14 protein-coding genes are annotated in these 12,586 nt (G+C 73.8%); 1 reads left to right on the top strand and 13 read right to left on the bottom strand.

All coding sequences use genetic code 11. The annotated features are described in order from the left end of the window. Positions 1–20 precede the first annotated feature (20 nt). The 11 genes from KBX06_RS15560 to eno form a co-directional block, all read right to left on the bottom strand. On the bottom strand, positions 21–767 hold the full coding sequence (locus KBX06_RS15560) for a DUF4129 domain-containing protein (RefSeq protein ID WP_210835378.1): 747 nt from the start codon (positions 765–767) through the stop codon (positions 21–23). Between the two features lie 78 nt (positions 768–845). Beyond that, a complete protein-coding gene (locus KBX06_RS15555) occupies positions 846–1,586 on the bottom strand; it encodes a uracil-DNA glycosylase (RefSeq protein WP_210835364.1) in 741 nt (246 codons plus the stop codon). Further along, the gene (locus KBX06_RS15550; protein ID WP_210835362.1) at positions 1,579–2,265 is read right to left on the bottom strand and encodes a dienelactone hydrolase family protein; all 687 of its coding nucleotides are present in this window, start codon (positions 2,263–2,265) and stop codon (positions 1,579–1,581) included. The genes KBX06_RS15555 and KBX06_RS15550 overlap by 8 nt, the downstream gene beginning before the upstream one ends. A gap of 201 nt (positions 2,266–2,466) precedes the next feature. Further along, positions 2,467–2,949: a hypothetical protein gene (locus tag KBX06_RS15545; RefSeq protein WP_307854643.1), complete on the bottom strand. Its 483-nt coding sequence runs from the start codon at positions 2,947–2,949 to the stop codon at positions 2,467–2,469. Positions 2,950–3,065: 116 nt separating this feature from the next. Next, positions 3,066–4,100, bottom strand: coding sequence for a hypothetical protein (locus KBX06_RS15540; protein ID WP_210835360.1), 1,035 nt, complete (start codon positions 4,098–4,100; stop codon positions 3,066–3,068). After that, positions 4,097–4,429 (bottom strand): PadR family transcriptional regulator, encoded by a 333-nt coding sequence (locus KBX06_RS15535; RefSeq protein WP_210835357.1) that lies wholly within the window; start codon positions 4,427–4,429, stop codon positions 4,097–4,099. Before KBX06_RS15535 ends, KBX06_RS15540 begins: the two co-directional genes overlap by 4 nt. A 501-nt stretch (positions 4,430–4,930) precedes the next feature. Continuing rightward, positions 4,931–5,860 carry a Ppx/GppA phosphatase family protein gene (locus KBX06_RS15530; protein ID WP_210835626.1) on the bottom strand — a complete coding sequence of 310 codons (930 nt, stop codon included), beginning with the start codon at positions 5,858–5,860 and terminating at the stop codon, positions 4,931–4,933. 67 nt (positions 5,861–5,927) lie between these two features. Then, positions 5,928–6,464, bottom strand: coding sequence for an amino-acid N-acetyltransferase (locus tag KBX06_RS15525; RefSeq protein WP_210835353.1), 537 nt, complete (start codon positions 6,462–6,464; stop codon positions 5,928–5,930). A 2-nt stretch (positions 6,465–6,466) separates the two neighbouring features. Then, on the bottom strand, positions 6,467–7,024 hold the full coding sequence (locus tag KBX06_RS15520) for a DUF501 domain-containing protein (protein ID WP_210835352.1): 558 nt from the start codon (positions 7,022–7,024) through the stop codon (positions 6,467–6,469). 34 nt (positions 7,025–7,058) lie between these two features. Continuing rightward, a complete protein-coding gene (locus KBX06_RS15515; RefSeq protein ID WP_210835351.1) occupies positions 7,059–7,694 on the bottom strand; it encodes a septum formation initiator family protein in 636 nt (211 codons plus the stop codon). A gap of 32 nt (positions 7,695–7,726) precedes the next feature. Further along, positions 7,727–9,010, bottom strand: a complete 1,284-nt coding sequence (gene eno / locus KBX06_RS15510) for a phosphopyruvate hydratase (protein ID WP_210835349.1) — start codon at positions 9,008–9,010, stop codon at positions 7,727–7,729. A gap of 233 nt (positions 9,011–9,243) precedes the next feature. Here eno and KBX06_RS15505 point away from each other — a divergent pair, with 233 nt between their 5' ends. After that, positions 9,244–9,939: a hypothetical protein gene (locus tag KBX06_RS15505; RefSeq protein ID WP_210835347.1), complete on the top strand. Its 696-nt coding sequence runs from the start codon at positions 9,244–9,246 to the stop codon at positions 9,937–9,939. A 46-nt stretch (positions 9,940–9,985) separates the two neighbouring features. Here KBX06_RS15505 and KBX06_RS15500 read toward each other — a convergent pair whose 3' ends face one another. Together KBX06_RS15500 and KBX06_RS15495 are read right to left on the bottom strand one after the other, a co-directional pair. Then, entirely contained in the window at positions 9,986–11,605 is a 1,620-nt protein-coding gene (locus KBX06_RS15500; protein WP_210835345.1) for a DUF885 domain-containing protein, read from the bottom strand. A 9-nt stretch (positions 11,606–11,614) separates the two neighbouring features. Beyond that, positions 11,615–12,586 (bottom strand): nucleoside triphosphate pyrophosphohydrolase, encoded by a 972-nt coding sequence (locus KBX06_RS15495; protein ID WP_210835343.1) that lies wholly within the window; start codon positions 12,584–12,586, stop codon positions 11,615–11,617.

Raw genomic sequence — 12,586 nt, 5'->3', positions numbered from 1 at the left:
CACGCGGGCACCCGTGCCGGTCACGCGGGCACCTCGGCGTCGTCGTCGGCGACCACGGCGGTCAACTCGCCACGTAGCCGGCGCAGCGCGGCCCGGGCCTGGTCGCGGGTGCCCTCGTCGACCTCCCGGGTGGCGTACCGGGCCTCGCGGTAGACGCGCGCGAACTCGGCCAGCACGTCGGCGCTGGCGATCGCCGGGATCCCCGCCGACGGGTCGCCGACCAGCAGGCGGGTGACCAGGTCGGTGGGGGTGTCGCCGGTCAGCCGGGGCACGCCGGCCCCGGCGGCGGCCTCCTCCAGGCGAACCCAGCAGGCGATGACCGCCGTGCGGGGATCGGTGTCCCGGTCGTCCAGTTCCTCCAGGCCGGCGTCGAGGGCGGCGGCCACCTCGCGGGCGGTGCCCTCGGGTGTACGCCGGGGCCGCCGGGCCGGCAACGCCCGGGTGGTACGCCGCATCGCGCCCCGGACCAGCGTCCAGGCGAGGTAGCCGAACGCACCGAGCAGCGCCAGCCCGACCAGCACGACGACGGCGGTGACGAGCCACCCCGGGATCCGCGCCCCGGTGGCCTCGGCGGTGTCGCGCGGCTCGACGGGGATCGAGGGCGACGGCTCGGCGGTCGGATATTCCGGGACGTAGGGGATGTTGTCGGTGGCGGGCGGGATCCGGCTGGCGCCGATCGACGAGTGGGCGGACGACAGCGCGGCGACGGCCAGCAGGAGCACCACCGCCGCGACCGGCCACCACCTGCGCAGGATGCTGAGTTCCATCGAGGGCTACCTCCGGGTCACCGGGGCGGGTCGCACGGGCCGACGCGTTCCGTCCGTCATCGCCACCGCCCCCGCGCCTCAGTCCACCCCGGCCAGCTGCTTCGCCCGGGCGAACACATCGTCCAGCATCCCTGGTGTCAGCCGCCCCGTGAAGGTGTTCTGCTGGCTGACGTGGTAGCAGCCGAGCAGCTCCGGTGCGCCCGTGCCGGACCAGTGTGCCCCATGGCCGAACGCCGGTCGCGGGCTGGGCGGGCGCAGGCCGTACACCTGGCGTAGCACCGGCCACCACGAGGCCCAGGCGAACGCGCCCAGCGCGACCACGACGCGCAGGGTGGGCCGGATCAGCGTCACCTCGCGGTGCAGCCACGGCGCGCACGTGTCCCGCTCGTCGGGGGTGGGCTTGTTGTCCGGCGGCGCACACCGCACGGCGGAGAAGATCCGCAGGTCGCGCAGGGTCAGCCCGTCGTCGGCGGCGACGCTGGTCGGCTGGTTGGCCAGCCCGGCCCGGTGCAGCGCGGCGAACAGCACGTCGCCGGAGCGGTCGCCGGTGAAGATCCGGCCCGTGCGGTTGCCGCCGTGCGCGGCGGGCGCCAGGCCGAGGATGGCGATGCGCGCTCCGGCGACGCCGAGACCGGGCACCGGCCGGCCCCAGTACTCCTGGTCGCGGAAGGCCGCCCGGCGGACGCGGGCCACCTCCTCCCGCCACCGCACCAGCCGGGGGCAGGCGAAGCAGTCGCCGACGGCGGCGTCGAGGTCGGCCAGGCCGGTCGCCCGCGCGGCGCGGGCGAGGACCTCGGCGGGCGTACGGGGCTCAGCCAAGCTTGGCCCGGAAGAGTTCGAGGGTGCGGGCCCAGGCGGTGGCGGCGGCGCGCTGGTCGAAGTTCTCCGGCCGGTCCTCGTTGAAGAAGGCGTGCGAGGTGCCGGGGTAGTCGTAGGTCTGGCAGGTGCCGCCGGCGGTCTCGATGGCTCGGCGGACGGTCCGCACGCCGTCGGCGGCGGAGGTGCCGTCCTCTTCGGAGCAGTGGATGAGCGCCGCCTTGCCCGCGTAGTCGGCCCACTCCGCGCGCATCCCGTCCCACGGCAACCGGGGGTAGAAGGCGGTGGTGGCGACGATCCGCTCGGAGCGGGTCGCCGCCCAGAGAGCCAGGCTCGCTCCGGCGCAGAAGCCCGCGCAGCCCACCTTGCCGGCGACCTCGGGCCGTCCCGCGAGGTAGTCGGCCGCGAAGGCGATGTCCGCCGCCGCCTCGTCCATCTGCGGGCTGTTCAACATCTGCCGGGGTTCGTCGGGCTTGCTGGCCGGGCCGCCGTGGCGGAAGTCCGGGGCGAGGGCGACGAACCCGGCCTCGGCGAAGCGGTCGACGACCGCCCGGACGTGCGGCACCAGGCCCCACCAGTCCTGGATGACGATGACCGCAGGGCTGGTAGCACCGCCGGAGGGTATCGCGAGATACCCCTCGCTCGTCCCTCCGTTGCCGCGGTAGCTCACCATTTCGCCCATCGGCCGTCCTCCTAGCGGTCAGTCATCGTTGGCTGGTCGCACAGTGTTGCTACGTGTCGGTAGCCTGCCACGCCGTGAGCGCCCCGGGGAAGACGCCGGAACAGTGGCATTCACCTCCTGTACGCCGCCCGTACCCACGGACGCCGACGGCGGCGCGGACCATGTCCGCGCCGCCGTCGGCGGTCCTGTCGTGCCGGAGGATCAGGCCTTCTTCGTCAGGCACAGCAGGTAGCCGGTCTTGCCCGGCTCGATGCTGTAGTAGAGGTAGCCCTCCTGGCCCTCCTTGATGTACTGCCCGCACGCCTCGCCCGAGCGGGCCTGCGCCTGGGTCTGCCCGTCGACGCGGCCGACGACGTTGTAGACGGCGTCGGTGGAGGTGCACTCGACGACCTTCGCGCCGTCGACCTTCTCCTCCTTGGTGCCGGTCACCTCGGGCAGCTCGCCGATGCAGTCGCCGGCCTTGGCCTCGGCGGTCTCGTCCTTGTTGAAGAAGTTGCCGATCGCCGTGCCGATGCCGAACTTGAGGGCCAGGACGACCAGGAACACGACGATCGCGCCCAGGATGCCGAGCAGCTTCTTGGAGCCGGACTTCTCGGCCTGGGGCTCCGCCGGGGGTGGCGCCTGGACGGCCGACGGGGGCTGGGCGGCGTCCGACGCGGGGGGCGGTGCGACCTGCTCTGACACGCGATGTCCTTCCGGGGGGTGAGTGAGCAGACGACACCGTAGCGACCGGGGCCGACAGGCGTTGCCCCGCTGGACTCATCCGTTCAGCTATTTCCCAGGTTCACGGGTGATCCGCTTCACGTCCGGCTCGGGGCCGGCGTGGCGGTCGGCGCAGTCGTCGGCGCATCCGTCGGCGTGGATCCCGGGCTCGGGGTGCCGCTCGGGGCGGGCGCGGGTTCGGCCGGCGTGCCCGGCGTTGCCGGTGCCGGCAACGGTGGCACGCCCGTCCAGGCCTCGGAACCGGCCGGCACGCGGGGCGCGAAGGGCGCCTGCTGCGGACAGTACGGATACGTGAACAGCAGGGGGTTGCCGGTCCCGTTCACGTAGAGGTCAGCCAGACAGGTCGGGTGGCCGAGCCGGATCGGATCGCCGTTCTGGTCGAAGAGCCGGGCGTTCTCCACCAGCCGGCCCTCGCGGTCGTAGACGAAGACGTCCCGGATGTGGTCGTACCGGCCGTCGATCGAGATCTGCTCGTAGCTGACGTCGCCGTTGCCGACGCGGTCGTTCATGTCCGCCAGGCCCACCAGCCCGAAGACCACCAGCACCGCCGTGCCGGCGTGCAGCAGCCGCCGCTTGGGTCGGGTCAGGCCCGGCGTGTGGTGGCCGAGCCAGATCGACGCGAGCACGCTGCCGGCGAGCAGCACCAGACCGGCCAGCAGGCTGCCGTTGAGCTCGGGCAGCACGCCGAACGTGTCGCCGGTAGTGACCACCGTGACGAGCATGGCGGCCAGGTAGCCGCGCAGCACCCACCACGCCGGCCGGAGCAGCCGGAGGAACTCGCTGGCCGAGGCGTACCCGAGCGGTGGTCCGAGTTGGACGTCCCAGCGGTGCGCCCGCGCGCGGAGCCGGTCCACGCTGGCGCCGAGGCGACGGTCCAGGCGGCGCCCGCCGGTGCCGGCGGCGCCGACCCCGGCGGCGGCGCGCAGCTCGGCCGCGTACGCCTCGGGCTGGCCGAGCCGGTCGACGAGCGAGCCGTCGGCCTCGGCGGCGACCTCGGCCAGATGCTCCGGCAGGTCCTCGGTCAACTCGTCGCGGTGTGCCGGCGGCAGGTCGGCCAGCGCGGCCCGGACCCGTGCGGCGTAGTCCGCGATCTCCTGCTCCGTGACGGTCATGCCGCCATCCCCCGATCGTCGAGCAGTGCGTCCATGGTGGTGGCGAACGAGCGCCAGAGCTTGCCGGAGCGGATGAGCTGGTCCCGGCCGGCGGCGTTGAGCGAGTAGTACTTGCGGTGCGGGCCGGACTCGCTCGGCACGACGTAGGTGGTCAGCAGGCCGGCGGCGTAGAGCCGGCGCAGCGTGCCGTAGACCGAGGCGTCGCCGACCTCCTGCAACCCGGCGTCGCGCAGGCGGCGCAGGATGTCGTAGCCGTAGCCGTCCTCCTCGCGGAGCACGGCGAGGACCGCGAGATCCAGTACGCCCTTCAACAGTTGCGTGGTGTCCACGCATTGCACGCGGCGCGGCACCCTCTATTCGCAACCATCACGTTCAGTAGCATCCTCCGCCCGGGGCCATCCCCACCCCAGCCGCTTTGCTCTGCAGCCATGGACGCACCAGTGACCGCACGTAACCTTCCGCCACCACCCGCCAACCAACACGATTCATAAAACTGCTGATCAGCAGCCTGGTGCCTCCGTGGCTGCAGAGCAAAGGGCGCGAACGGCTACCGCCGCAGCCCACACGCGACGTCACGGTATGTCACATCGCGGGTTCATTACTGTGCGTTAGCTCGGGATGCGATGGCGGCTGGCTCAGTCGAGCAACCAGAGGTGCAGCTCCGTGCCGTACGGAGTCAGGGCGAGCGCCGCCAGGGCCGACCACGCTCCCGTGCTGACGACGAGCCAGCCGGACGTTTGCCGGTCGCCGACTCATCGGCGCAACCCATCAGCTCCCCTTCGCGATCGGCCACCTCGCTGGTGAGGCTGCGACCCCGGTACGACTGCCGGTCAGGCCAACGACCAGGCGATGCCGTCGAGGATGTCGTGCTCGGAGGCGACCACCGAGTCCATCCCCGCCCGCTCCATGATCACCCGGAGCACCAGGGCGCCCGCCCCGATCACGTCCGCCCGGCCCGGGTGCATCACCGGGATCGCCAGCCGCCGCTCCCGGCTCCTGCCGAGCAGGTCGGCGGTCACGTCGGCCACCGCGTCGTACGACACCCGCGCGTGGTGGATGCGGGTCGGGTCGTACTCTTCGAGGCCCTGGGCGATCGCGACCACGGTGGTGACCGACCCGGCGAGCCCGACCAGCGTGGCGGCCTGCCGGCCCGGCACGGCCTCCAGCGCCCGGTCCACCGCGACCGCGACGTCGGCCTGCGCGGCGGCGACCTCGTCCAGCCCCGGCGGATCGCCGTGCAGGTGCCGCTCGGTCATCCGGACGCAGCCGATGTCCATCGAGATGGCCGCCTCGACGCCGCCCGCGCGGGTGCCGACGACGAACTCGGTCGAACCGCCGCCGATGTCGACGACCAGGTACGGCTCGCGCGCGTCGGCGGGCAGCCCGCGCACCGCCCCCGTGAAGGAGAGCCGCGCCTCCTCGTCGCCGGTCACCACCTCTGGCGCGACCCCCAGGGTCCGCTCGACCATCTCGCGGAACTCGGCGGCGTTGGAGGCGTCCCGGGACGCCGACGTGGCGCACATCCGGACCCGCTGCGCGCCCAGCTTCTCGATCTCGGCGGCGTACGAGGCCAGCGCGACCCGGGTGCGCTCGATCGCCTCCGGCGCCAGCCGGCCCGTCCTGTCGACACCCTGGCCGAGGCGGACGATCTCCATCCGCCGGCTCAGGTCGACCAGCGGCGCCTCCGGCCCCGCCGAGGCGTCGGGCAGGTCGGCGACCAGCAGTCGGATCGAGTTGGTCCCGCAGTCGATGGCGGCCACACGCGTCGTCACGGCAGCAACCCTACGGTAGGTCCGCCGCGGGGGTGTGTTCCCGGCCGGAGCCGACTCAGAGCCGCAGCAGCATGCGGGTGTTGCCGAGGGTGTTCGGCTTCACCCGCTCCAGGTCGAGGAACTCGGCGACGCCCTCGTCGTAGGAGCGCAGCAACTGCTCGTAGACCGGATGCGGCACGGGCGCGCCGTCGATCTCGGTGAACCCGAACGAGCCGAAGAACCGGGTCTCGAAGGTGAGCACGAAGATCCGGGCCACCCCCAGCTCGCGGGCGCCGTCGATCAGCTCCGCGACGATCCGGTGGCCGAGCTTGCGCCCCCGGCAGGACGGGTCGACCGCCACCGTCCGGATCTCGGCCAGGTCCTCCCACATGACGTGCAACGCGCCGCAGCCCACCACCGCGCCGTCGCCCGCGCGGACCGCGACCCGGAACTCCTGCACGTCCTCGTAGAGGGTCACGGTGGCCTTGCTGAGCAGCCTCCGGTCGTCGGTGTAGGTGTCGACGAGCCGCCGGATGCCGCGCACGTCCGAGGTGCGGGCACGCCGCACCACGATCTCGTCGGCCCCCGCCGCGCCCCCGTCGGTGCCCGCCATGCTCAGTCCGCCGCCGGCACGGCCACGCAGGGCCCGGCCGCCCACCACTTCTCCACCAGCTCAAGCGTCTCGTCGCCGAACGGGTTCACCCCCGGCCCGGCGCCGAGCGCGTGCCCGAGGTGCACGTGCAGGCACTTGACCCGCCCGGGCATCCCGCCGGCCGAGATGCCGGCGATCTCCGACACCTCGCCGATCGCGTCCCGGCGGGCCAGGTAGTCCTCGTGCGCGGCGCGGTAGCGCGCGGCCAGCTCCGGGTCGGCGGCCATCCGGTCCGCCATCTCCTTCATCAGCCCCGCCGACTCCAGCCGGCTGCACGCCGCCGTCGCCCGGGGGCAGGTCAGATAGAACAGGGTCGGGAAGGGGGTGCCGTCGGCCAGTCGGGGGGTCGTCTCCACCACGTCCGGCAGGCCGCAGGGGCAGCGGTGGGCCACCGCCCGGGTGCCGCGGGGCGGGCGTCCGAGCTGCGCGGCCACCGCGGCCAGGTCGGCCTCGGTGGCCGGCTCGCGCTTCGGCGGTGGTACGGAGTCCGCCGCTGGCTCCTGCGGTGGTACGACAGTCACGATGCTGGTTCCTCGTTCGATGCTCGGGTGCCGCTCACTTGTCGGGCTGCTCGCCGTTGGCGGCCTGCACGCTCGACCAGAGGGTGTCGTACCAGGAGGCGGGGGTGACGGGCGCCGACGGGGCCGACGAACCGGCGTCCCGGGCGGCGCCCTCCGGGTCGGAGAGCACCACCAGCAGCGTCTCGCCCGGGGGCCCCATGAAGAACCGCTCCCTGGCCTGGATCTTGATGTATTCCGGGTCCTGCCACTTGGCCGCCCGCTCGGCGAGTTCCTCGATGGCCTCCCGCTGGGCGGCCTGGGAGGCCTCCATCCGCTCGATGTCGGCCTGCTGGTCGAGGTAGACGCGCACCGGATAGGTGTAGGCCAGGGCGAGCGCGATCAGCACCGCGAAGAGCACGGTGGCCCGCCCGGTGAAGCCCCGGGAGCGGGGTGCGGAGAGCCGCTTGACGGTGCCGGCGGCCGTCCGACGGGCCGCGGCGGGCCGGCTCGCGGAGCGTACGCCCTCCGCGCCCCGGGACGCCCCCGGCGCGCGACCGGCCGTCGCCCGCGAATCGGCGCGGACGCCGCCCTCGCGGACCGACGTCCGGGCGCCCCGGGCCCCGCCCGGCCGGCCGGTGTGACCCGGCCGGCGGGCGGGGCGCTGACCGCCCGGTGTGCGGCGCTGCTGCATCGTCACACCCCTCCCCCGAGGCCTCGCGCGTCTCAGGCGGAACGGTAGCGCGGGAACGCGCCCGCCCCGGCGTACCGCGCCGCGTCGGCCAGCTCCTCCTCGATCCGCAGGAGCTGGTTGTACTTCGCGACCCGGTCCGAGCGGGCCGGGGCGCCGGTCTTGATCTGACCGCAGCCGGTGGCCACCGCCAGGTCCGCGATGGTGGTGTCCTCGGTCTCGCCGGAGCGGTGGCTCATCATGCACTTGAAGCCGGCCCGGTGGGCCAGGTCCACCGCGTCGAGGGTCTCGGTCAGCGAACCGATCTGGTTGACCTTGACGAGGACCGCGTTGGCGGCCTTCTCGGCGATGCCGCGGGCGATGCGCTGCGGGTTGGTGACGAACAGGTCGTCGCCGACGATCTGGACGCGGTCGCCGAGCGAGGCGGTCAGCGTCTGCCAGCCGGTCCAGTCGTCCTCGGCCAGCGGGTCCTCGATCGACACGATCGGGTAGTCGCCGGCGAGCTTGGTGTAGTAGTTGCTCATCTCCTCGGCGGTCTTCGCGGCGCCCTCGAAGGTGTAGGTGCCGTTGTCGAAGAACTCCGTGGCGGCCACGTCGAGCGCGAGGACGATGTCGGTGCCGAGCCGGTAGCCGGCCTTCTCCACCGCCTCGGCGATCAGGTCCAGGGCGGCGGCGTTGGTGGGCAGGTTCGGCGCGAAACCGCCCTCGTCGCCGAGACCGGTGGAGAGCTCCTTCTTCTTCAGCACCGACTTCAGCGCGTGGTAGACCTCCGCGCCGGAGCGCAGCGCCTCGCGGAAGCTGGGCGCGCCGATCGGCGCGATCATGAACTCCTGGATGTCGACGTTCGAGTCCGCGTGCGCGCCGCCGTTGAGGATGTTCATCATCGGCACCGGCAGCAGGTGCGCGTTCGGGCCGCCCAGGTAGCGGAAGAGGCTGAGCTCGGCGCTGCCGGCCGCCGCCTTGGCCACCGCGAGGGAGACGCCGAGGATGGCGTTCGCGCCCAGCTCGGACTTGCTGTCGGTGCCGTCGACGTCGAGCATCTTCTGGTCGATCAGCCGCTGCTCGCTGGCCTCGTAGCCGATCAGCTCGTCGACGATCTTGTCCTCGATGTTCGAGACCGCCTCCTCGACGCCCTTGCCCTGGTAGCGGTCGGCGTCACCGTCGCGCAGCTCGATCGCCTCGAAGGCGCCCGTGGAGGCGCCGGAGGGCACCGCCGCCCGGGCGATCGTGCCGTCGTCGAGCCCGACCTCGACCTCGACGGTCGGGTTGCCCCGCGAGTCCAGAATCTCCCGCGCGACGATTCCCTCGATGGTTGCCACTGAGTCGCTCCTCGTTTGTGTGTTCCGGTCCGGTATGGGCCGCGACGGTGCGGCTGAGGCAGTTGTTGAACGCAGCGTATCGGGCAACGCTCGAACGCGGGCGGTCCGGGCGCTCGCCGGCCCCACCCGGAACCTGCCGCCGGGCAAGGCTTTGGACGGACATTCCCGGATTCTCGTGCCTCAACCGGCAACGGGTTTGCGCGCGGTTGGCCCGATCGGCGAGGCTGGTGGCCATGCCCGCCGCCTCGACCACCCTCCGCTTGCTCGCCGTGTCGGTCATCGCGTCGCTCACGGTGACCGGTTGTCAGACCCTCGACGACGCCGGTCGGGCGATCGGGCGGTCCGACCTGGTGAACGACCTGGCCGCCCGGCTCGACCGGGCGCTGGAGCTGACCTACTCCGCCGACTACCAGCTTCCCGGCGGGCAGACCGCCACCATGGCCCAGGCCCAGGACCCGGCCCGCTCCGCGTACACCTGGCCCGGCGGCAAGCTCACCGTCACCCCGGAGGCGACGACCCGCTGCCAGACCGCCGCCGGCCGCGCGACCTGCACCCTGGAGGCCCCGCCCGCGCCCAACGCGAAGCCCACGGTGACCATGTTCGCCGAGGCCAAGCAGCGCGGCCTGGTGACGCCGCCGATCGTCGTGGGAATGCTCACCACCGCCGCGCTCGACCCGGAGGCGGTGATCGACCAGAGCGACACCACCCTCGCCGGCCACCACGCCACCTGCGTCGACGTGGAGCAGTCCGCCGGCGACTTCACCGCCTGCGTGACCACCGACGGGGTGCTGGGCAGCTTCACCGGCCAGGTCGACGGCCGCGAGGTCGAGCTGGCGCTGAGCCGCTACCGCGAGACGGTCGACGGCTCCGTGTTCGACCTCCCGCCCGACGCCGGCGTCGTGGACCGCCGCCGTCCCGCCAGTTCGTGACCGAACCCGCCGGCCGCCGGGCCGCGCCGTCGGCGAGGGCCCTCCGTCACACGCCGAGCAGGGTACGCAGGTGGCGCGGGGGCGGGCAGTCGTGGGCGAGCATCGCGTCGTGCCACTCGCGTACCGACACGCCGGCCGGGCGGGCGGCGGCGATCCCGGCCACCTCGCTGTAGCCGACGAAGTACGTGGAGAGCTGCGTCGAGGTGAGCAGCGCGCGACGCCACTTGCCGCCCGCCTCGCCCTCCTCCTGGAAGCCGCGCCCGGTCATCAGCGCCATCGCCTCGGCCTCCGGCAGTTCCTCGCAGTGCACGAGCTGGTCCAGCAGCGCGTTGATGGTCATCCGCAGCTGCATCTTGAGCTGCTGCAACCGCACCGGCAGGCCGCCGAAGCCGAGGCCGGCCATCAGCTCCTCGGTGTAGACCGCCCAGCCCTCGATGAAGGGCCCCGACTCGGTCAGCGCCCGCACCCGGGTGGGGCCAACGTGCCGGCGGGCGTGGGCGAGTTGGAGGAAGTGCCCCGGCATCGCCTCGTGCACCGTCAGGTTGCGGATCATGTGGTCGTTGTACTCCCGGTAGAACGACTCGACCCGGTGTGCGGGCCAGTCCGCCGGGGTGGGGGCGATGCAGTAGAAGGTCGGCACGTCCGCCGTCTCCAGGGGGCCGGGCGAGTCGCAGTAGGCGACCGCCACGCCCCGGGCGAACCGGGGCATCTCCTGGATCACGCACGGGTCGTCGACCAGGGTGACCAGGTCGTGGAGGCGGACGAAGTCGGTCGCCTCGTCCAGGGCGACCGAGGCCAGGTCCACGATCGTGTGGTCGTCCGGGTGCTCGGCGGCCAGCAGGTCCAGCGCGCGGCGTACCGTCTCGTCGTCGGCCGGGCCGCCGACCAGCTCGACGGCCGCCGCGCGGATCTCCTCGCCGACCCGGTCCAGGTTGGCCCAGGCCCGGCGCTGGATCTCGGCGGCGCCCAGCTCCGTGTCGAGGGTGTGCCAGAGCCGCGCCTCCCAGCGGCGGCGGCCCAGCCGCGGGTCCCGCCCGGGGCCGGCGTCGGCGGCCAGACCCTGGCGCAGCCACGCGACGAACTCCTCCAGTGCCGCGATCGCCGCCGTGGCGGCCGGCTCCACCCGGTCGTACCGGGCGGGGGCCTGCGCGAGCAGCGCCGGCACCTCGTCGCGGACCAGCGCCGCCGTGCCGGTGAACTGCCCGACCGCCGTCTCGGCGTGGATCCGCGGCATGTCGCGCAGCGTCGCGCGCGCGGTCGCCAGCGCGTCCGGTACGGCGGCGAGCCGGCCGGCCAGGCTGGTCAGCCGGACCTCGACCGGGGCGTACGGGCGGGCGAGCAGCGCGTGCAGCAGCGGCCCGGGGTTGTGCCGCAGCGGGTCCCACTCGTGGGCGCGGATGTCGCCGGACTCGAACAGCTCCCGGTCCACGAACGAGGTGAGCAGCGCGTGGTCGACGCGTTCCTCGGCATCCAGGGCGTCCGGGTCGAGCTCGGCGAGCGCGTCCGCGGCCTCCTTCAGCATGGCCTGGTCGGCCGCGACCGCCTCGGCGGAGAGATCCGGCAGCCGGTCGTCGTGCCGGTGGTCCCCGGTGGCGGTCGCCAGCCCGGGCCGACTCTCCAGCAACGCGTCGACGATCCGCTCCGCGAGCGGCACAAACGATTCCACCCGCCGACCCTACCGGCGTTCGGCGGTCCGCACGGCGTCAGCGTAGGCGAGAGCGGCGCGGCGCAGGGCCGCCTCCGGGTCCAGGCCCGCCTCGCGGGCCGCCGCGACCGTGGCGAGCAGGCTCGCGCCGAGCCTCGCCTCCGGGTCCACCTGGGACTCCGCGAGGGGCGGCGGCACGGCGAGCCCGACCCGGCCGGCGCGTTCCAGGATCTTGGCGGCCAGGGCGAGGGCGGGCTGGCTCAGCGCGATGCCGTCCAGCACCGAGTCACGTGCCTTCTCGGCCCGCTTGATCCGCTCCCAGCTCGCCTCGATCTCCTCCAGCGTGCCCGCCTCGGCGTCGGCGAAGACGTGCGGGTTGCGCCGGACCATCTTGTCGACCAGCCCGCCGGCCACGTCGTCGACGCTCCACCGCTCCCCCTCGGGCAGCTCCTCGGCGAGCCGGGCGTGCAGCACCACCTGGAGCAGCACGTCGCCCAGCTCCTCGCGCAGCGCGTCGGTGTCGCCCGCGCCGATCGCGTCGTACGCCTCGTAGCACTCCTCCAGCAGGAAGCCGGCGAGGCTGCGGTGGGTCTGCGCCCGCTTCCACGGGTCGCCGCCCGGGGAGGCCAGCCGGTCCATCACCGCCACCGCGTCGAGCAGCCGGGCGCCCGGCGGGTCCCACGAGCCGTACATCAGCTCCAGCTCGGCCAGGCCGGGCTCACGTGCCAGCCGCAGGCCCAGCTCGCGGGCCAGCGACTCGTCGCCGGCCGGGCCGGCCAGCCACACGGCGACACCGTGTGCCGCCGCCGCGTCGAGCAGCGCCTGCGTGGCCCGGCCGTCGACCACCGTGACCTCGGCGCCCGCCGCGCGGACCGCCGTCGTCAGCTCGCTCTGCGCCCCCGCCAGCACCGGATGCCGGCGTACGACGTCCCAGGCTGCCGCGGTCAGCAGCCCGGCCGGCAGTCGGGGCGAGGTGACGAGCAGGACGATCCGGGCGGGCAT

It is taken from the genome of Micromonospora sp. C31, from assembly GCF_018070575.1.
Taxonomy (GTDB): domain Bacteria; phylum Actinomycetota; class Actinomycetes; order Mycobacteriales; family Micromonosporaceae; genus Micromonospora.
The sequence above is the reverse complement of the archived record's forward strand: the minus strand, read 5'-3'. Positions and strand labels throughout refer to the sequence as shown.

Coding starts and splice junctions, on each gene's coding strand:
- KBX06_RS15495 (WP_210835343.1), bottom strand. CDS start 12,586: ATGCCCGCCCGGATCGTCCTGCTCGTCACCTCGCCCCGACTGCCGGCC.
- KBX06_RS15505 (WP_210835347.1), top strand. CDS start 9,244: ATGCCCGCCGCCTCGACCACCCTCCGCTTGCTCGCCGTGTCGGTCATC.
- KBX06_RS15560 (WP_210835378.1), bottom strand. CDS start 767: ATGGAACTCAGCATCCTGCGCAGGTGGTGGCCGGTCGCGGCGGTGGTG.
- KBX06_RS15525 (WP_210835353.1), bottom strand. CDS start 6,464: ATGGCGGGCACCGACGGGGGCGCGGCGGGGGCCGACGAGATCGTGGTG.
- KBX06_RS15540 (WP_210835360.1), bottom strand. CDS start 4,100: ATGACCGTCACGGAGCAGGAGATCGCGGACTACGCCGCACGGGTCCGG.
- KBX06_RS15550 (WP_210835362.1), bottom strand. CDS start 2,265: ATGGGCGAAATGGTGAGCTACCGCGGCAACGGAGGGACGAGCGAGGGG.
- KBX06_RS15515 (WP_210835351.1), bottom strand. CDS start 7,694: ATGCAGCAGCGCCGCACACCGGGCGGTCAGCGCCCCGCCCGCCGGCCG.